This is a genomic window from Pseudomonas sp. S3_A03 (genome assembly GCF_054668275.1).
This window is the reverse complement of sequence record NZ_CP162753.1, coordinates 268,835-287,357: the sequence shown is the minus strand read 5'-3', so window position 1 is coordinate 287,357 and position 18,523 is coordinate 268,835. Positions and strand designations below refer to the sequence as shown.

Annotated in this window: 16 protein-coding genes and 1 pseudogene; 1 reads left to right on the top strand and 16 read right to left on the bottom strand. The window is 60.3% G+C overall.

Annotated elements, in window-relative coordinates:
• Positions 1 to 150: 150 nt before the first annotated feature.
• On the bottom strand, positions 151 to 1,695 hold the full coding sequence (locus AB4O25_RS01345) for an ABC transporter substrate-binding protein (RefSeq protein ID WP_460150322.1): 1,545 nt from the start codon (positions 1,693 to 1,695) through the stop codon (positions 151 to 153).
• 223 nt (positions 1,696 to 1,918) lie between these two features.
• Positions 1,919 to 2,746, bottom strand: coding sequence for a helix-turn-helix domain-containing protein (locus AB4O25_RS01340; RefSeq protein WP_042727882.1), 828 nt, complete (start codon positions 2,744 to 2,746; stop codon positions 1,919 to 1,921).
• Positions 2,747 to 3,175: 429 nt separating this feature from the next.
• Between AB4O25_RS01340 and AB4O25_RS01335 the strand changes: the two genes are divergently transcribed.
• Positions 3,176 to 3,910 (top strand): EthD domain-containing protein, encoded by a 735-nt coding sequence (locus AB4O25_RS01335; protein WP_042727883.1) that lies wholly within the window; start codon positions 3,176 to 3,178, stop codon positions 3,908 to 3,910.
• Positions 3,911 to 3,954: 44 nt separating this feature from the next.
• On the opposite strand, the gene AB4O25_RS01330 is transcribed toward AB4O25_RS01335, so the two are convergent.
• The 14 genes and pseudogenes from AB4O25_RS01330 to AB4O25_RS01265 form a co-directional block, all read right to left on the bottom strand.
• Positions 3,955 to 5,088: an FAD-dependent oxidoreductase gene (locus AB4O25_RS01330; protein ID WP_460150320.1), complete on the bottom strand. Its 1,134-nt coding sequence runs from the start codon at positions 5,086 to 5,088 to the stop codon at positions 3,955 to 3,957.
• A gap of 315 nt (positions 5,089 to 5,403) precedes the next feature.
• Positions 5,404 to 6,873: an NAD-dependent succinate-semialdehyde dehydrogenase gene (locus AB4O25_RS01325; RefSeq protein ID WP_460149218.1), complete on the bottom strand. Its 1,470-nt coding sequence runs from the start codon at positions 6,871 to 6,873 to the stop codon at positions 5,404 to 5,406.
• Positions 6,874 to 6,889: 16 nt separating this feature from the next.
• Positions 6,890 to 7,906 (bottom strand): dihydrodipicolinate synthase family protein, encoded by a 1,017-nt coding sequence (locus AB4O25_RS01320; RefSeq protein ID WP_042727885.1) that lies wholly within the window; start codon positions 7,904 to 7,906, stop codon positions 6,890 to 6,892.
• Positions 7,907 to 7,935: 29 nt separating this feature from the next.
• Positions 7,936 to 8,946, bottom strand: coding sequence for an ornithine cyclodeaminase family protein (locus AB4O25_RS01315; protein ID WP_065947812.1), 1,011 nt, complete (start codon positions 8,944 to 8,946; stop codon positions 7,936 to 7,938).
• A gap of 99 nt (positions 8,947 to 9,045) precedes the next feature.
• On the bottom strand, positions 9,046 to 9,987 hold the full coding sequence (locus tag AB4O25_RS01310; protein WP_368949462.1) for a LysR family transcriptional regulator: 942 nt from the start codon (positions 9,985 to 9,987) through the stop codon (positions 9,046 to 9,048).
• Positions 9,984 to 10,715, bottom strand: coding sequence for a FadR/GntR family transcriptional regulator (locus AB4O25_RS01305; protein ID WP_042727888.1), 732 nt, complete (start codon positions 10,713 to 10,715; stop codon positions 9,984 to 9,986). The genes AB4O25_RS01310 and AB4O25_RS01305 overlap by 4 nt, the downstream gene beginning before the upstream one ends.
• A complete protein-coding gene (locus AB4O25_RS01300; RefSeq protein WP_003173143.1) occupies positions 10,712 to 11,497 on the bottom strand; it encodes a cyclase family protein in 786 nt (261 codons plus the stop codon). Before AB4O25_RS01300 ends, AB4O25_RS01305 begins: the two co-directional genes overlap by 4 nt.
• Positions 11,484 to 12,491, bottom strand: coding sequence for an NAD-dependent epimerase/dehydratase family protein (locus AB4O25_RS01295; protein WP_460150318.1), 1,008 nt, complete (start codon positions 12,489 to 12,491; stop codon positions 11,484 to 11,486). Before AB4O25_RS01295 ends, AB4O25_RS01300 begins: the two co-directional genes overlap by 14 nt.
• On the bottom strand, positions 12,482 to 13,474 hold the full coding sequence (locus AB4O25_RS01290) for a fumarylacetoacetate hydrolase family protein (RefSeq protein WP_460150316.1): 993 nt from the start codon (positions 13,472 to 13,474) through the stop codon (positions 12,482 to 12,484). Before AB4O25_RS01290 ends, AB4O25_RS01295 begins: the two co-directional genes overlap by 10 nt.
• The gene (locus AB4O25_RS01285) at positions 13,471 to 14,043 is read right to left on the bottom strand and encodes a cupin domain-containing protein (RefSeq protein ID WP_042727891.1); all 573 of its coding nucleotides are present in this window, start codon (positions 14,041 to 14,043) and stop codon (positions 13,471 to 13,473) included. The genes AB4O25_RS01290 and AB4O25_RS01285 overlap by 4 nt, the downstream gene beginning before the upstream one ends.
• A gap of 63 nt (positions 14,044 to 14,106) precedes the next feature.
• On the bottom strand, positions 14,107 to 15,060 hold the full coding sequence (locus AB4O25_RS01280; protein ID WP_042727892.1) for a PDR/VanB family oxidoreductase: 954 nt from the start codon (positions 15,058 to 15,060) through the stop codon (positions 14,107 to 14,109).
• Positions 15,060 to 16,103, bottom strand: a complete 1,044-nt coding sequence (locus AB4O25_RS01275; protein WP_135196838.1) for an aromatic ring-hydroxylating dioxygenase subunit alpha — start codon at positions 16,101 to 16,103, stop codon at positions 15,060 to 15,062. Before AB4O25_RS01275 ends, AB4O25_RS01280 begins: the two co-directional genes overlap by 1 nt.
• On the bottom strand, positions 16,100 to 17,173 hold the full coding sequence (locus AB4O25_RS01270) for an aromatic ring-hydroxylating dioxygenase subunit alpha (RefSeq protein ID WP_003173136.1): 1,074 nt from the start codon (positions 17,171 to 17,173) through the stop codon (positions 16,100 to 16,102). The genes AB4O25_RS01275 and AB4O25_RS01270 overlap by 4 nt, the downstream gene beginning before the upstream one ends.
• 48 nt (positions 17,174 to 17,221) lie before the next feature.
• Positions 17,222 to 18,422 (bottom strand): annotated as a pseudogene (locus tag AB4O25_RS01265) (MFS transporter).
• Between the last annotated feature and the right edge of the window lie 101 nt (positions 18,423 to 18,523).

Below are 18,523 nucleotides of genomic sequence, written 5' to 3'. Positions count from 1 at the left end.
GCTAATAAACTTGGCCGTGACTTCTTACGCCCAGCATAAAGCCCTCAAAGCGAATTAACTCTTGAGGAATGACCAGGCGAATCAACCGACTATCGGATTACAGGGCAACTCAGGCCTACACCTACAACTTCATCACAAACAACTCAGCATTCAGCGATTCAAGTTGTAGTAGAGAATTGCCTCATAAGCGGGATTCAGGCTCTTTTCCATGCCCTTGATGTCTTTGCGGGAGACACGTATCTGCTGCACATCGGCGTACCAGATCGCAGGAGCGTCCTTGACCAGCAGTTGCTGGGCCTGCTGGTATTTTTCCGTGGACTGGGCCCGATCACTGCCTTCCAGCGCCAGCGCCTCTTCAATCAACTGATCAAAATTTGGGTTGCTGTAGTGAGACAGATTGAACAGCGTAGTTCTCTCTGTATGAAACTCACTGAAAAGCCAATCGCTGGGCGTCGGATACGTTGGCCACCAAGCCATGGATTGCAGGTTGGGAGCGGTGTCCAACTTCTTCGCCTTATCCCAGATCACCCCCCACTCACCGGGGCGTAACTCCACTTCTACGCCAACCTGAGACGCCGTCGCCTGGAACAGCTCAGCGGCGTTTGCATAGATGCCACTGATGTACTGCATCGAGACCTTCCAGTCCTGCTTGGGTACGCCAGAGGCCTCCAATAATTGGCGGGCTTTATCCAGATTGTAGGAAGCCATAGGCACGCTGGCATGCCCCCAGATACTGGTGGGTAAAGGCCCCTTGGACACACTACCGTAGCCGTGCAAAATATCGTTGGTGACACCTTCATAGTCCCAGAGATATTGCAGCGCCTGACGAAATGCCAAGTTATCCGTAGGGTACTTCTGGGTATTGATCAAGAACTGGAAGTTCTTCCACGAAGGCGCGGTGCTCACCTTGATGGCGGGGTTCTCTCCCAACACCTTGAGCTGATCAAGAGGGATATCCCAGGCGACACCGGCCTCGCCATTTTTGATCATCTGGGTACGTGTAGAGGCTTCCGATACGACTTTTACGATGACCCGATCGAATTGCCCTTCTTTCCAGCCTCCCCAGTAGCCATCGAAACGTTCGAGTACCACTTGCTGGCCTTGTTCAACCTGGCCAAGCTTATAGGGGCCGGTGCCGATAGCGTTGGGAGCCATCATCCAGTCATGCCCCTTATCCACCGCCGCCGGGGCAATGATATAAGCAGCGTATTGACCTGCCGCGATCAGATTGGCCGGAGTGGGATTCTGGAACTTGAGCACTACCGTGTCGTCAGCGAGGACCTCGATGGAATCCAGCGCTTTCCATACATACGCAGCGCCTTGTTTTAGCGCTTTGACGTAGTCGATGGATTTTTTGACCGCTGCGGCATTGAACGCCGAACCGTCATGAAACTTAACGCCGTGCCGCAGCTTGAAGGTCCAGGTCTTGCCGTTGTCGCTGCTTTCCCAGGACGTGGCGAGCCCAGGGGAAAACTCCTCGGCACTGCCCGGAGCGTTATAGACCAGAAGCGTCTCGTAGATATTGCCCAGCACCCGCACCTCTTCCGAAAACGCCGAGGCTGGATCCCAATCCTTGAAAGAGGCTCGATCAGCGACAACCAAGGTATTGTTTGCCGCACACACCAAGCCACTGGTCAACGGCGCGGTAATGGAAAGCGCCATCAACCCTGCCATCAAGGTTCTTTTGAAGTTCATCGATGTTCCTCTTATTTTTATGATGGGCGCAGCGGGTCACTTGCACGAGCAGGCGTTAATCCAGCTGGAATGAACGACGTGTTTGGCCGTTCGTGAAACTGCCTGTTAAGCGGTGTGACCCATTATTCATCTGCCTCACGGCCAGCTCAATTTCGCGAGCGCTAAAAAAATAACGCCTGATGACGCTTGAAAGCGTCACCTAGCGTCTATTTTTAAAGCTGAGTCAGAACAACGGCGGAACGAGGTTGAACTCACCCTCGGATGGGCGAATCAGCAGCCGCGCCCTCACCTCGCTGGGGATTTCAGGGGAATCAATCGGGAAGCAGCTGCAACTGGAGAGTGCGTTACGCAGATCAATCGACTCGCCCAGATGTTCAAACACAATCTGAGCACCAAAAGGACGGCGAAAATTGTCGCCCGATACGCCGAGCACCAAGCCATTGAGAAAGCGGAAACGACTGCGATAGGAGGGGTAAAGCGCCGACCAGATATAGCCTCGAGACGATAGGTACTCACGCTCGACGATGTAAATCAGATCGGATGAAGCAAAGCAGAACCCCCGATATTTATTGATGCCAAAACTCTTCAGTTGGTCATCACCTAACCTCATTCGTTCGTAGGTTTTGCTGAGGATCTTGTTGCCGGAACGGGACAAGCGGGTAATCGACTTAATGACTTCGCCAGACCCGGAGGGCGACATCAAATAGACAAAGTAGTAACCCTGATACTTCGACAGCGCCTGTGCGGAGCTTGGAAAAAAATCGGCCGGTACCGCGCTGTCCGGCTCGCGCGCCGCGCGCTGCCTGCTGAGCAAAGCCCGGAAGGACTCATGTTCGGAGAAGATCTCGTCCTCATCTACCCCAAAAAAGGCGCATATCTTACGAAGGGTGAAGAGCGAGGGAGCCGCCTGCGCGCCCAAGTATTTGTTGAACTGCTGGCGGTTGATATCGAGGGAGCGGCACACCATCGCCACCGACTTATAGTACCCGCAGAGAAGGCGCAGGTTTTGACTGAAATCCTGCATCGACCGGGGTGAATTGGAACTCACCATTAAAATATTCCTAACGCCACCATTGACAACACACTGGACTGATCGTCGCTTGGATCAGGGCCTCAGAGCTTGGCCTTGCCAACCCGTGATTCGTCCGAGCATCAGCCCGACCATAGCGCCTGGCCGGAGGAGTATCCAACAAATACACGCCACGGTGTTTGTTTGATCACGTTGAGAATGCTCCAACTGACAACAAAGCAGTAAACCGTCGTCAGTAACACGCCTTTGCTTTGCGTCACGCCCCCTGGTCTGCATCGTCCCGCCTTTGACCATGTTTTTGCGCGATACCTACCAGCACGAATACCGATTGGTTTGCGGGATATCCACGGCCTTATATTTGGGTGTTGAAAAACAATCAGATGAATAACGACGCACTAAAGTGCATTTAAGTCAAAGATCCGTTAACCCTGCCAATAGCGAGAACGCCTCATGATCAAAATCCTAGCCGCTGTACGCAGAAAACCAGGAATGACGCATGCCGAGTTTATAAACTATGTAGAGCACACCCACGGAGAAATCGCTAAAGCCAAACCGTTAGGCGTCAAACGGTACGTGCAGAACCATGTCATCGACGCGGCTTTCGGGGTTGACGCCGACAGTGCCTACGCACAGTCCTTCCACAAAGACTCCATTACGGAGCTGTTTTTTGAAGACGTGCCAGGCTTGATTCGCACCTTCAGCGATCCCTATACCCAGCAAACCGTGGGCCCTGATGCAAAGAACTTCGCTGACCTTTCCGAGCAGCTCGCTCAATTGATGGATGAAGCGGAGACGGCTAGCACCGCTACAGCGCCTCTCCCATGGAAAGTGATGATCCTGCTGAAGAAAAATCCATCCATGGCGCTCGATCGTTTTTTCGACGCTTGGGACGCAGCTCACGAGAGCATTACCCGCGAACAGCCCGACTTCCAGAACGCCCTACGCCGGTATGTTCGCTCCCGGTATCTGCCCGAGGGTGACAAGGTGACGGCCTATTTCGGGCCAAACATCGCCGTATACGAAGGCGCCTCTAGCCTGTGGTTTGAAAATGAAGCGGATTTTTCGACCTTTCGGCAGTATCAGCGAGCGCTGTTTCAAAAACTTGCCGAGGACGGCGTGGCGCTGACGTCGGCGTCTTTTTTCGCTTACGTCAAAGAGGTCGTTATTTTCGATCACTGCTCCTAACGACCAGAAGCGCGACCCTTCTCATCCAGCAGGGTCGCAATCAATCAGATAGGCTCAGCCAGCGTCGCAGTGGACTCACGCATGATCTGCGCATGCTCTTCCTTGTCCCCGCCACTTTTCTCTATCTCGCACAGACGCGCGGAGTTCTCGACCACGAGTTGGCAACGCTCCCAGCGCCGCGTTTCGAACCGGCTCAGGGCCGTCTGTAGATTGCTATTGCCGAGCAACTCTTCGGCAAGCACGATGGCGCTCTCAATACCGATGCCAGCCCCGGAAGCCAGGTGCGGTGTGGTGGCATGCACCGTGTCTCCGATCAGCACGATTCGGCCCTTGTGCCAGGGCAACGGCACCAACAGATTGGACAGCGGACGATAGTCGATATTGGCGCCCGCCTCGTACAGTTGCGGCACCAGCGTTTGCAGGATCGGGGCTGGAAACTCACTCAGCAGGCGCGCCATTTCACCCGGCCAACTGGCCGGGTCGATCCACTCGGAAAACTCGCGGTTTTCCATGAGGAACATGTACATGTGCGTTTCGGAGATTGGATTGACGCCAACCTTGGTGCGACCCAGCCAATGAGTGGGGCGCACGATTTCCGGCGGACGCTTCAGCACCGCGCGCCAGACGCTCTGATGAATGGGTTTTGGCGAGGGTGCTTCCGGGAAAAACTCCTTTCGCGTGCGCGAATGCACGCCGTCAGCGGCGACGACCAGGTCATAGCGTTCAGTGGTCCCGTCAGTGAAAGACACATCAATGCCATCGTCATGCTCGATGACGCTGTCGTAGGTGATGCCCAGGCGCACACGGGTCCCCACTTCCCGGGTCCTGTCGGCAAATATTCGAGCCAGCACCGGGCGCAGGATGCCGCCACCACAGGGAATCGGTTTATCGCTGACCGGCGGTCGAAGCGCCAATTGCACGATCAGGTCGCCCGCCGGTGAAAATACATCGAAATTGGTCGACAGGTACCCTTCCCCGGCGACCCTTTCCAGAATCCCAACCGTATCAAGCGCTCGCAGCGTGGGCCCACTGAGCGTAATCCCCGCCCCCAAAGGACACCACAATGGATCGATTTCGACGAGGTCCACTTCGACGCCCTGGCGGGCGAGCTGGATAGCCGCGGTCATACCGGAGAACCCTCCCCCAATCACCAGGACCTTGTTGACTGCTGCAATCATCACGCTCTCCTAATTATTCTTATTCACTCGGGCAGACATTGCATGGCGCACCGACGAGCGCTGCGGCGTCATCGCGTCAATGCCGCAGCAACATGGAATGCCGACGAAAAATGCCGGATCAGCCACGAGACTATCGAATCGGCTATCAGCGCTGAAATCGCTTTGCACAATCCGAGGTATCGCTGGCGGCGATGGGTCTCGCAGGTAAGCCGGGGGCATTGCTCGGAGTGCCTGTCTTTGCGGCAGAACAAATACAAAAGCCGATGAACGACGGCTCACACGAACCGCCGTCCACCGGCCTTTAACGACGGTTGTTTACACGCTTTCCAAGCCATCCCAGCAGAGGTATTTAACCTCTAGGAACTCGTCTATTCCCAGGTGAGATCCCTCTCGCCCAAGACCGCTCTGCTTCACGCCACCGAAAGGTGCGACCTCATTTGAAATCAAGCCACAGTTGATGCCCACCATGCCCGACTCGATGCGCGCGGCGTTGCGCCAGATACGCGCCGCGTCACGGCTGAACAGATACGCGGCCAGGCCAAACTCGCTGTCGTTGGCCATGGCAATGGCTTGGTCATCGGTGTCGAAACGCACCAGCGGCATGACCGGGCCGAAGATCTCCTCACGAGCAACCCGCATCCCATGGGTCACATCAGCCAACAAGGTGGGCTCGAAAAAACACCCGCCCAGCGCATGGGGCTTGCCGCCAGACAGCAGTCGAGCGCCTTGGGCCAGCGCATCATCAACCAGCGCCTGGGATTTTCGTACCGCCGCGTCATCGATCAACGGCCCGACTTGTACACCCGGCTCCAGGCCATTGCCCAGCTTCAGGCGTGCCATGCGCTCGACGATGCGTTCGGCCAGTGCGTCATAAACCGCGGACTGCACCAGCACCCGATTCGCGCCGATACAGGACTGTCCACCATTGCGAAACTTGGCCAACATCACCCCGTCAGCCGCAGCATCCAGATCAGCATCATCGAAGACAATGAACGGGGCGTTGCCGCCCAACTCCATGGAGCATTTCTTGACCGTCTGCGCCGCTTGCGACAGCAGCAGCCGGCCCACTTCCGTGGACCCCGTGAAGGTGAGCTTGCGCACCAGCGGGTTGGCCATAAGCTCACCGGCAATGTCGCGGGTGTCGTTGCCAGTGATCACACTGAAAACGCCGGCGGGCACGCCAGCGCGCTGCGCCAGTTCGGCGAGTGCCAGCGCGGTCAGCGGTGTCTGGCTGGCCGGTTTCACCACCATCGTGCAACCGGCCGCGAGGGCCGGAGCGGCCTTGCGTGTAATCATCGCAGCGGGGAAATTCCAGGGCGTGATCGCCGCGCAGACGCCGATGGGTTCGCGCAGGACCACGATGCGCTGAGTGTCCTTTACGCCCGGAATCAGATCACCGCGCACCCGTGTGGCTTCCTCGCCAAACCAGCGCACAAAAGACGCCGCGTAATCGACTTCACCCCGCGCCTCCTCCAGTGGCTTGCCCTCCTCCAGGGTAATCAGCGTGGCAAGGTCCTCCCGATGTTCAACCATCAACTCATACCAGCGGCGCAACACCTCGCCACGGCGTTTGGCCGTCAGGCGACGCCATGGGCCAAAGGCCTCATTCGCCGCGTCGATGGCGTGCCGAACTTCAGTTTCACGACAACGCGGCAACTCGGCCAGCACCGTTTGGTCCACCGGATTACGCAGCGTGTAGTGACCGTGCGGCGTCTCGGTCAGCCACTCACCGGCGATATAGGCACCGTCACGCCACAGCGTGGGATCTTTAAGTAAATGCTTCACTGTGCAACCCTCCTGATCAGCACGGATGACGCCCGATCATGAAGGCGCTGTCAGGATCCGAAGTCACCGGCAACCCCGACGCAACCAACCCTTGACGCAGCGACTTCATGAAGCGATCCGGCACGCGCATCGCCGGGGCACGCAGTGGGCCGCCGTTGAAGCCGGCGAGCCAGTCCTGGTATTTCCACATCGTGCGATTGAGCACACCAGTGCCGCCAGCATAGCTTTGCGCGGCGGCGCCGTTGGCGCTGCGTGCCGGATTGACCTTCCAGTACAGTTCCATCGCCTCTTCAAAGCGGCCCGTGCGTGCCAGTTCGAACGCTTTCGGGTAGTAGTCGCTCATCCAGGCGGTGTTGCTGGTGCCGGAAAACTGCAACTTCATCAGGCTCATCAAGGGGATTGCGTCGCCTTCGATCGGGCAACTGATCACCACCTGGTCACGGAAGTGGTAATACATCTCGCAAATGCCCGCCGGCAGCGGGAACCCTTGCTCGGACTTGATGGCCGCGATATTCGGGCAATCGGCCAACAGCCGACTGACCAACTCCAAGGACATCCCTGCCGGATGCACGCGCTCAAAGCCCCAGAGCGGAATCGGGAAGAGCATGACGGCGAGGTCCGTCGCGTCACAGAACGACTTGGTGTAGGCGTAGATTTCCTGCTCGCTGGTCGGCCAGAACTGTGGTGGATAGGAGAGTAGGACGATGTCCGCACCGGCATTCTCGGCGAGCTTCACCGCCTCGATATTCTCGGCAAGCGTGCCAAAGGCCGCATGGAAAAACAGGATCAGGTCTTTCCCTGACTCACGGGCCCAGGCAGTGAACTGGGCATTCTCCTGGATAGAAATCGCCAGCTCGCTGCACAGCAACGTAGCACTGTAGCCCAGGCCAACCGTATGTTCGATGTCGTGGCGTATGCCACGCTCATTGAGACGCTTCAAATCAGCACTGAAACTTGGGATGGTGACAGCCGAGCAGCCCACCAGGTTTTCCCGCGCCCAGGCACGGGCATCCGCTTTCTTGTATGTGGCCATGATGATGTTCCTTTGCACAGTGAAGGGAGTTATTTCGAGACAGGGACAATGCTGGCGGGCAACTCGATGCCGAGGCCTTGTTGCCGGGCGCGCTCGTACAGCGCTTGGGCGATGACGACGTCCTGCAGCGCCGAGCCAACAGACTTGTAGAGAACGATGTCGCTTGCGTGCTGGCGCGGTATGACACGGCCCGCGACGAGGTCCGACAGCGCGACCAATTTGTCGGCGACATAAACGCCGGCACTGATCGCCGCAATGGCGTCACCGGTATCGTGAAGCACCTCTTGCGGCATATCGGCGACGATGCAGACGGCTCGCTCCATCGTGACCGGGTCAACTTCCCGTTGCTCAGGCAAGGTGGAACCCAACGACACAACCGTGGCCCCCGGGCAAAGCCAGGCGCCTTGCAGGACCGGAGATTCGTCACGACTGCGGGCGGCACAAATCACCACGTCGCAATCCTGCACAGCTTCTTGCGCGCTGTTCACCGCTTGGATCTCCAGCCCTGGCCTGAAGCTCTCGGCAAAACGCTCGCGGCTAGCGGGCGTTGGACTGAATACCCGGACATGCGCCACATCGCGCACGGACTTGAGGCAGTCCAATGCGCCACGGGCCTCAAACCCCGAGCCAATCACCCCCACCCGCAGCGCGCGCTTGGGCGCCAGTAAATCGACTGCCAGCGCAGCGGTTGCCGCGGTGCGCAAACCTGTCACCCGGTTGCCGTCGATCAGGGCACTGAGCGCCATGGTTTTCTGATCGAACAACGCAATCAGGTAGCTGGCGCAGCGCGCCCGCATGGAGGCTGCGATCAACTTGCAGCCCATATGGCCGCCAGCCGGAGGTACGGCAGTCAAACTGCGCAGCCAGATGCCATCGCCCCGGGCCATGGAGCGAGGCGGCACCATGGCATCCGATGCAGGGCGTGCATACGCCTCGGCGAGCGCGGCGACGGCGGTGCTCCAGTCGGCGAGCGAGGCCACATCGGCGTCACTGAGAAAAAGCGTCGGGGCAATGACTTGGAGTTCTTGGGCGTGATGCATGGCGCAAACCTCGCAATCGGGGATCAGTCGTTGGTTGACTGACACCCTACGAGGCGCGCCCCCCACCGAATACTGCTGGGGATGCAAAGCAGCTATCGCTTAAATCGATGGCATGGACAGATTGCAAATCAGCCGTCGCACTTCACGGGAAGCACGGGTCAAGGGGCGCCGGGGCGATTCGACCAGCACGACAAAGCGCTCTAACACGGGCTCTATAATGCGCGATGAAATAAGTCGTTGATCCAGCGAGCCCGGCAACACCGAGGCAATCGCATAGCCTCCGCCGGCCGCGACGACTTCGTACTGTAGCTGGACCGAGTCGGCTTCCACAGCCACGCACAGTTCCACGCCTTGCTCCGCAGCCAAATGATCGAGCCTGGCCCTCAGCAGATGCGGCCGCCCAGGCACGACCAATGGCAACCCAGATAGATTTTCCAGTGCAATATCTCGATTGCCGAACAGCGGATCGGCGGCGGGTCCGACCAGGTGCAGCGGTAGCCTGGCCAACAGATGAGCTTGGCCGATGCTCGCCTCGCTCTCGCGCAGCACCAGCGCCATATCCAGACGACCATCGTGCAACTGCTCTTCGAGCTGAGCACTCGCGCCTTCGATCAGGTGCAACCTCACCCCTGGCATCTGGGCACGCACCGCAGCAAAAAGCGTCCCCGCAAACCGACGCACCGCGGAAGGCAACATGCCCACGACCACCTCCCCCACCGGTTTGCCTCGCAGGTTGCGAATGTCATCGGCAAGGCTTTCAGCGTTCGCCAAAAGCGCCGATATACAGGGCAACAACTGCTCGCCAAATTCGGTCAGGACCACCCCGCGCCCGGTACGATGAAACAGCCGCTCCCCACATTGCGATTCAAGCAACGCAATGTTGCGACTCACCATGGACTGCGGCATGTCCAGCAGTACGGCCGCTTTGCTCAGGCTGCCAGCCGCCACGACCCGGACGAACAAGGTCCAGCGCGCATCGATTATTGTCAGAGCGGATGCCGGAGAGGGCGAGGCGTTGTCAGGCCTATCGACGCTCGTCATGTCATCAGCTCCTGGCGGGCCTGATGCAAGTATTCGCGACTGTCTTGAAGGTGCAGGCGCATCGCAGCGCGTGCGCATTCTGTGTCCTGATGGAAGATCGCCTGGTAAATCTGTTCGTGCTCGCTTTGCATCCGCTGCTCATAGTGCAGAGGCTCATCGTGAAACAGGCGCGCAGAATCCAGCCGGCTACGCGGGATGATCACCTCGCCCAGGTTGCGCAATGTGTGGGCGATGTAGTGATTGCCGGTCGCCTGGGCAATACCCAAATGGAACTGAAAATCCAACGCGGCCCGGTCATTGACGCTGACATTGGGCTGCCCGAGCTGATCGAGAAGCGCCCGCAACCCCGCCAACTGATCCGGGCCACGTCGCTGGGCGGCGAGCCCGGCGGCTTCCACCTCAAGACCGATCCGAAATTCCATGATCGCCAGCGAATCATTCAGGATGCCGATCGTCGCAGGGTCGATGAAGGCCTTCAGCGACAGGGTGCTACCGCGCACGAACGTGCCGATACCGTGGCGCGTCTCAACCATTCCAGCGGCCTGTAGACGCGACATGGCCTCGCGCACCACCGTCCTGCTGACCCCATGCTCCAGCATGAGGGCCGACTCGGTGGGCAACTGCTCACCGCCGCGCAGTCGCCCCGCGACAATGTGCTCCGACAGCAGCGCCTCAAGCCCCCGGGACAGGCTGGCGCGCTTTTTTTCACCGGCCGCCGGCGCGTTCATTCCTCGAAAATCGCGACGGCGCGGACGAAGCCGGCCGAGGCGTGCCTGATCTTGTAGGGGAAACACGACACCTGGAAGCCGTGGGCCGGCAGGGATTCCAGGTTGGCCAATTTTTCCATCTGGCCGTAACCGATGTCGCGTCCGGCCTTGTGCCCTTCCCAGATGATCGAGGCGTCGCCCGTGGCGGCGAAGCGTTCGCGGGTGTACTTGAACGGCGCGTCCCAGCTCCAGGCATCGGTGCCGACCACGCGCACGCCGCGTTCCAGCAAGTACAACGTGGCCTCGCGGCCGATGCCTACCCCGGCGTCCAGATACCCTGGCTGACCGAACAGCGCGCCGGCACGGGTGTTGACCAGGACAATGTCCAACGGCTGTAGAACATGGCCAATACGCTCCAGCTCGGCTTGCACTTGGGCGGCGTTGACCACATGGCCATCCGGTAAATGACGAAAGTCCAGTTTCACGCCCGGCTGCAGGCACCAGTCCAACGGCAACTCGTCGATGCCAAACGCCGGCTTGCCGCCGTCCGTGGTCGAGGCGTAGTGCCAGGGGGCGTCCATATGCGTCCCGCTGTGAGTGGTGATCTGCAGGCGCTCAGCCGCCCAGGATTCGTCACCGGGCAGTTGCGCCTTGGACAGGCCGGGAAACATCGCGGCCATCTCCGGCCAGCCTTGCTGATGGTCCATGTAGTCGATTTTCGGCAGCAACGGCGGCGGATCGGTGTAGGGGTTGTTGTCCAGGGTCACGGACAGGTCCACCAGGCGGCGTTTAGTTGATTGCATGTTCGCTCACTCCAAGTCCCACCCGCCCACGCGCACGACGCGTCGGGGTAGCGGCATTCAAACTGTTACGTATCAAGGCAGCTGCCGAGCCGTCATGGCGAAAGCCAAGGGCACGGGCCAGAGGGGTTTTCATTGCGGGAAAGCTGCCGAATAACGCTTGCAGCCCCGCGTCCGGTGCGAAGCTGATCAGCGCGCGGCGTTCCTGGCCGTAGGCAGCGGCCAGGGCATCGATGACCTGGGCAATGGACAGGCGCAACAGCGGCAGTTGCCAGACGCGTGACGCGCCGAGCTGGGCAGACGGCAGTTCGGCGGCCCGTAGCAGGTTATCCACGCAACACCGCACCGACATCCACCATGCCTGCGCCTGCGGCGACACCGGGCAGCAATAGGGCTGGCCTTCGGCGAAGGCGTGCAGCACGTCGCTCATAAACGCCGAGCGCAGCCCATTGGGTTCACGTGGACGGGCAACGATGCCGGGCAGACGCACGGCGCGACCGTCCACCTCGCCTCGTCGGGCAAGGTCATTGATCGCCATTTCCACCATCGCCTTGTGCGCACCGTAACTCAACTGCGGGCTCGGCACCGCACGCTCGTCGATGCGGGCCGGCAGGTCGCCGCCGTACACCGCCACGCTGCTGGCATACACCAGCACCGGCTGTCCCGGCTGCTCGCGCAGCTGGTCGAGCAACTCAAGGCTTGCCAGCAGGTTGACCTGATAGCCCAGTGAATAATGCTGCTCGGCCGCGCCCCCCGGAATACTGACCAAGTGAAAGACCACATCGATGCCATCGGCCAACGCGCGGCGCAATAACGCGGCGTCGGTGACACTGCCGCAATGCCGGCGCAGGCGCTTGTCCTCGGCAAACCCCACCAACTCTTTATCCAGCAGGATCAACGCGCTGATCGAGCGGCCTTGTAACGCATTGGTTTCGAGCAACCGTTTCACCAGCGTCCGGCCAACAAAACCATTGGCCCCGGTAATCATCACGCGCATGGGAGGCCTCCGCGCACGATGCACTGGTCTATCGCCCCGAACACCGACTGACCTTGCAGATCGAGGACCTCCATGCGCACGCGGTCGCCAAAGCGCATGAAGGACGTCCGTGGTACGCCGTGCTCGATCATCTCAACGGCACGACGTTCGGCGATGCAGGCAGCGCCCACAGTGGGGTCAGCATTGGAAACCGTGCCGGAACCGATCAGGCAGCCCGCCCTGAGGCGCCGGGTCAGCGCCGCGTGAGCAATCAACTGATGAAAGCCGAAATGCATGGCACCGCCCTGGGCATGACCGAACCACTGACCGTTCCATTCAACCTTCAACGGCAAGTGCACGCGCCCGTCGCGCCAGGCCTCGCCCAACTCGTCGGGGGTGACCGCCACCGGGGCAAAACTGGACGCGGACTTGGCCTGGATAAAACCGAAGCCGGTCTTCATTTCTCGGGGGGCGAGCGCACGCAGGCTGACGTCGTTGACTTGCACAATGAGCCGAATATGCTCGACGGCGTCTTGCGCCGAGCAGCCCATGGGAACCTCATCGACCAACACCGCAAACTCGCCTTCGAAATCGATACCGTGGGTTTCGCTGGGCAGCTCGATGTCGTCGTGGGCGCCTAGAAAGTCGTCGCCACAGCCCTGATACATCAGCGGCGTATGTTCAACACCTTCGATCGGATCCAGCCCAAAAGCCTTCTGCATGCGCTCGCCATGACTGAGGAAAGACGAGGCGTCCAGCCACTGCCAGGCACGTGGCAGAGGCGCGGCGGCTTGCTGATGATCGAAGGCGAAGGCACCGGCCAGCGTGCCTTCGTTCAAGGCGTCATACCGCGCGCGTAAAACGCTTTCGACATGCGCCCAGCGCTCAACGGCCTCCTGCAGCGTCGCGGCAATATCGCCGGCATCCACCGCCCAGGCCAGGTCGCGCGACACCACCACCAGGCGACCGTCGCGATTTAGGTTCTTGAGGGTGCTGAGCTTCATGGGTGTTCTCCTTGCAGTTCAGGAGCAAAGCGGCCATCGAGCAGCACAAAGAGCATGCGGGCCATCTGCTCGGTGCGATTGCTCCAGGCGTGGTTGGTGCCGCGCTGCACCACGATGTCGCCGCGTTTGAGATGCACCTCCTCGCCATCGAGCACCAGCCAGACCTCACCCTCGGTGACCACGCCGTAATCCAGCGTTTGGGTGCGATGCATCAGCTTGTGCCTGGAATCCGCCTGCCCCGTGCCGGCATGGGCCTGGCCAATTTCGGCGAAGGCCGCCGCGGCCTCCTCGGCGCTGACCTGGTTCTGCACACTGTCCGGGGGAATATCCACCACGCGGATGACACTGCCCAATGGCGCGGGGCTCAGTTGAAGCGGCTGGTGGGTGGGGTCGTCGCCGTTATCCAGCACGGCCGGGCTGGCGCCGCTGTTCCAGATCTCATGGAAGACCGTGCCGGGCACGGCCTTGAGCGGGAAACTGTTCGGCGTTGGCCCGCTGAGCGCGACCACCGCCTGGCCCTGGGCATCGTGCCCGGTTACCACGCGTTTGAAACCAGGAAGCTGTTGCATATTCGAGTCCTCAATCTGTTGGCGAAACGCGCCAGCGGGTAACGATGAATTCATGAAAAAACCTTAAAGATCGAGTACCAGCCGCGCACTCTTCGCACGGGAGCAGCAAGGCGTGAACTGGTCGTTGCGGGCTCGCTCGGCATCGGTCAGGAACATGTCACGATGCTCCGGCTCGCCGTCCAGCACGCGCGTGATGCAGGTGCCACAGATGCCCTGTTCGCAAGACAGCGGGATGTCGATGCCAGCCTCCAGCAATACCTGGGCAACGCTGAGCGTGGCCGGCACTTGGAAGCACTGCCCGGTGCTAGCCAGTTGCACCTCGAACCCGCCCGCTTCACCCACCGGGGCAGCGGCGGCGGTAAAGTACTCATGGTGCAGTTGCGCCTCGGCCCAGCCTTGCGCGCGCGCCGTGCCAAGCACGTGGTCCATGAAACCGTTGGGGCCACAGACGTACAGATGACGGTCACTGGCCGGCGTGGACAGGACCCGAGCACTGTCCAGGCGCTGGGCATCCTCGCCATCGTCCATATGAACGTGCACGCAATCGGCGAACGCCGAATGACGCAGGTACTCAATAAAGGCCATGCGCCCGGCCGAGCGGCCGCAATAGTGCAGCTCGAAAGGCGCGCCGATCCGCGCCAGGCGCTCGGCCATGCAAAGGATCGGCGTGATGCCGATACCGCCGGCGAACAGCACGCTGTACCCGGCCCCATGCTCAAGCGGGAACAGATTGCGAGGTTCGCTGATGCGAAGTGGGCTGCCTTCGTGCACCTGCTCGTGCATGGCCTGCGAACCGCCGCGAGACGCCGGGTCGAGTAACACCCCCAGCAGGTAGCGGTGGCGTTCTTGCGGGTGATTGCACAGCGAGTACTGGCGCACCAAGCCATTGGGCAGATGCACGTCGATATGCGAGCCGGCACTGAAAGCCGGCAACATGGAGCCCTCGGCGGGGGCCAGTTCGAAGCTGTAGATGCCTTCGGCTTCGAGGCGCTTGCGAGTGACGATGACTTCAATCATCACTTGGCACCCGCAGGCTGCTCGGCAGCAATCATGCGGTCGAGTACACGCCGCGCCCGGACCGCTCCTGCATCACCGATCAGCAGCACCGGTTTCAAGTCCCAGAACGATGCAGCGCCCATCATGCGCTGCTGCGCCTCGAGCATTGGCAAGTCTTCATCGGCAAAGGGCCGGCTGATCGCGGCCGCCTGCTCATCAGCGAATCGCTCGGCAAATTTGCCCATTGCCTTGGGGAAACAGACTGAGAACCAGTAGTGAGTCGTGGTCTCGGTCTCTGGAGTGAACAGATGCGGAATCGGTGTGGAAACGCCCTTATCTCTTGGGAGACCGGTCGCCACTGCACCGGAAAACAGCAACATGTTCGCAGGCGCATCCCAACGTACATCGATCCAACGATCCACCGGCGTACCTTGGGGGATGTTCCAGGCGGTGTAGAGGAACTCTGGCATAATTTCCGCAACCGTCTGGCGGTTGGACCAAACGGTGTTGCCCTCCTCTTGCACGCTAGTCAATGCACCCTTGACGCCATCGCCACCCAACGTAGACGGATGCAAAAATTCGATATGACTCAGGTCCATGATGTTGTCGGTTTCCAGCACGTAGTTGGCTTTTGCGTGCAGGTAGCGTTTGCCGACATACCAATGGTCTTCATCCATGCAATTGAAATCCGGAATCAGCGCCGCATCGGCCAAGTGAGGATCCCCCATCCAGATCCACAGCAAGCTGTAGCGTTCAACCAGCGGGTAGGCCTTGACCTTAGCCGCCTTGGGAATGGCACCATCGCCGTGGGGGTTATGCACACAGGCGCCACTGCCATCGAATTCCAGGCCGTGGTACGGACAACGCACCGCATCGCCTTTGAGGATGCCCATGCCCAGGGGCGCGAAACGGTGGGGACATCGATCGGCAATGGCTTGGGCATTACCTTGGGTGTCGCGAAAAAACACCACGGGTTCATTGAGCAAGGTTCGTTGGAACAACTCGCCAGCCTTGATCTCGTTTCCCCAGGCGGCCGCGTACCAGACGTTGCGTAGAAAGCTCATCGCAGTTCCTCTTTTTCATAGTTTGATGACCGACTGGCTTGCGTCTCCGCTCGCTCGGCTTCCATCAATCGACGCAGAACACGTCGACAGCGCACGGCCCCTGCATCGACTGGCAGCAACACAGGGTTGAGGCCAAGCAGTTCAACCTCACCAATCTGGCGCTGTTGAGCCTCGACCATGGGTTTGTCTTCACCGGCGAAAATACCGATCAACATCTCCTGGACGAAGGCATTCAACTGCGCATTGTCCTGCTCGAAACTGCGCGTGTTGGCAAAGAAATAATGGGTGTTGGCCGCGTCCTGCGGCGTCATCAGATGCAGGTTCCATGTCACTGGTCCCTCCGCCCTGGGGCGCCCTGGCGCCGTGGCGCCACTGCCGAGCAGCATCAGGCCGGGGGCGTGCCAGATGACTTCGGCCCAGACGTCTGCCCGGCTCGGATCTTCAAGGTGAGCGCCGAAAGCCGGCGGGGGCACATCGTCCGGCGCCCACCAACTGATGCGTACGCGATCGTTGGGCAATTCCTCGATGGTGGCTCGGGTGTGTGACAACGCCCCGCCACCGAGCGTATCCGGGTGCAGGAAATCAACATGGCTCAGGTCCATGATGTTGTCGGACAGCAACTCGTAGTGCGCACGGGTCGGCAAATACCCATGCCCTTTGGCATGGGTGGGCGCCTGCTCGAAAAAGGAAAAATCAGGAATCAAGGCATCGCTGGCCAGGTGACGATCGCCCGGCCAGACCCAGATCGCCCCGTGGCGCTCAACGGCCGCGAAACCGCGAACACAGGCGGCCTTGGGGATGTTTCCTTCGCCATGGGGATTGTGCGTGCATTGGCCACTGCCATCGAAACGCAGGCCGTGGTACGGGCACTGGACGCTGTCGCCGACAACCTTGCCCCTATGCAGCGGGGCAAAACGGTGCGGGCAACGATCGGCGAGCGCCTGGATCACACCGTGGCTATCGCGAAAGAACACAATGGGTTGCTCGACGATGGTTCTGCCCAGCATGCCACCTTGCGCCAGCTCGTCTGCCCATCCAGCGATGTACCAGGTATTGAGCAAATAACTCATGCGGTTCTCCTCGTTGTTCTTATTGTGTTGAAGCGTCGAATGGGCAGGTCAGTGCTCAGGGTCTGCGGCCACCGCCGTGGCAAAAACAGACCCGCTGCCACGCAACCGGAGACAGGCCAGGGCTACCATCAATTGAACGCCCGCGACGATGCCCAAGGCCGCTGGCAAGGCGCCGATTACGCCGCCGGTGATCGCCAGCACCACCAGCGGGCTGGCGAACTCCCCGGCAAAGAACATCGCCGTGAAGCCGCCGGCGGCGCTGGCCGCGCTGTTGGAAGTCGACCTGGCTCATGATCCAGGTGAGCAGGGTCGGCATCATCAGGCCGATGCCCAGACCGTTGATCAGGACGGCGATCACCACCAGCCCGTGACTGTCGGCTACCGCCAGCAGCCCGCCACCGATCCCGGCCGCGACGAAGGCCAGGAGCATCTGCCGCTGCGCCGGCACACCGCTCAACAGACGAAAACTCAGGGCGCCGACCAGTACGCCGAACTGACTGGCGCCCATGGTCAGGCCGATCTGCTGCGAACCTTCGACATGCAGCAGGTTAAGCAGGTAACCGACTTGTACCGGCACGATGAACAGGCTCAGGCCCGCCAGGAATGCCAGGGCATACAACGGTGCCAGCGGGCGCCAGGGGAATGCCCTGCCCGCCGTTGTGAGGGTGGCCGCCTGCGCACGCGGCTCCCACAGCAACCATGCCATCAGCGGCAGGAACACCAGCCCCAGCCCATACAGGGCAAACGGGGTACGCCAGCCGTGCTCGCCGAGCACTCCACCGATGGCAATGAAGATCGCCGCCGACAATGAGGTCGCGACCATTTGCAGGGCGAACATGCGTTCACGTCGCGCGCCGCTGTAGTAGTCGCCCATCATCGTGGTGCAGCAGGTCATGATCGCCGCTTCGGCCACACCGATGCCGGCGCGGCTGATCACGATGACCTGCAGCGACTCCAGCCATAGCGGCAGCACGCCGCAGACGGTGTAGAGCACCATCGCACCGATCAACAACGGTTTGCGCCCCAGTCGGTCAGCGATGATTCCGGCCACGGGAGCCAACAACGCAATCATCAACGCCGGCAGCGTCAGGGCAACGGGCACCAGCACGGCCACACCCGGTGTGTCGGCGAAGTGTTGCTGCATAAGCGGCAGGACGGGGGCCAGCAGCACCGCACCGAGCACTGGCAGGCAACTGCCGAGCAACAGCAACAATGATTGTGGCAAACCTGCCTGGCGCTCAACGCTCATCGTGCACCTCCGCAGGTTGCGCCGCGCAAAACGCCATGCCAAAGGCGCTCAGACCGGCGAAGAGGTCAAGCCATAGGGACCGCTGGAACAAATGCACACGA

Excerpts from the sequence above, each read along its gene's own strand:
- AB4O25_RS01320 (WP_042727885.1), bottom strand. The coding sequence starts at position 7,906 with ATGGCCACATACAAGAAAGCGGATGCCCGTGCCTGGGCGCGGGAAAAC.
- AB4O25_RS01290 (WP_460150316.1), bottom strand. The coding sequence starts at position 13,474 with ATGAAGCTCAGCACCCTCAAGAACCTAAATCGCGACGGTCGCCTGGTG.
- AB4O25_RS01280 (WP_042727892.1), bottom strand. The coding sequence starts at position 15,060 with ATGATTGAAGTCATCGTCACTCGCAAGCGCCTCGAAGCCGAAGGCATC.
- AB4O25_RS01285 (WP_042727891.1), bottom strand. The coding sequence starts at position 14,043 with ATGCAACAGCTTCCTGGTTTCAAACGCGTGGTAACCGGGCACGATGCC.
- AB4O25_RS01310 (WP_368949462.1), bottom strand. The coding sequence starts at position 9,987 with ATGACGAGCGTCGATAGGCCTGACAACGCCTCGCCCTCTCCGGCATCC.
- AB4O25_RS01335 (WP_042727883.1), top strand. The coding sequence starts at position 3,176 with ATGATCAAAATCCTAGCCGCTGTACGCAGAAAACCAGGAATGACGCAT.
- AB4O25_RS01300 (WP_003173143.1), bottom strand. The coding sequence starts at position 11,497 with ATGCAATCAACTAAACGCCGCCTGGTGGACCTGTCCGTGACCCTGGAC.
- AB4O25_RS01315 (WP_065947812.1), bottom strand. The coding sequence starts at position 8,946 with ATGCATCACGCCCAAGAACTCCAAGTCATTGCCCCGACGCTTTTTCTC.
- AB4O25_RS01295 (WP_460150318.1), bottom strand. The coding sequence starts at position 12,491 with ATGCGCGTGATGATTACCGGGGCCAATGGTTTTGTTGGCCGGACGCTG.
- AB4O25_RS01275 (WP_135196838.1), bottom strand. The coding sequence starts at position 16,103 with ATGAGCTTTCTACGCAACGTCTGGTACGCGGCCGCCTGGGGAAACGAG.
- AB4O25_RS01270 (WP_003173136.1), bottom strand. The coding sequence starts at position 17,173 with ATGAGTTATTTGCTCAATACCTGGTACATCGCTGGATGGGCAGACGAG.
- AB4O25_RS01345 (WP_460150322.1), bottom strand. The coding sequence starts at position 1,695 with ATGAACTTCAAAAGAACCTTGATGGCAGGGTTGATGGCGCTTTCCATT.
- AB4O25_RS01330 (WP_460150320.1), bottom strand. The coding sequence starts at position 5,088 with ATGATTGCAGCAGTCAACAAGGTCCTGGTGATTGGGGGAGGGTTCTCC.
- AB4O25_RS01340 (WP_042727882.1), bottom strand. The coding sequence starts at position 2,746 with ATGGTGAGTTCCAATTCACCCCGGTCGATGCAGGATTTCAGTCAAAAC.
- AB4O25_RS01305 (WP_042727888.1), bottom strand. The coding sequence starts at position 10,715 with ATGAACGCGCCGGCGGCCGGTGAAAAAAAGCGCGCCAGCCTGTCCCGG.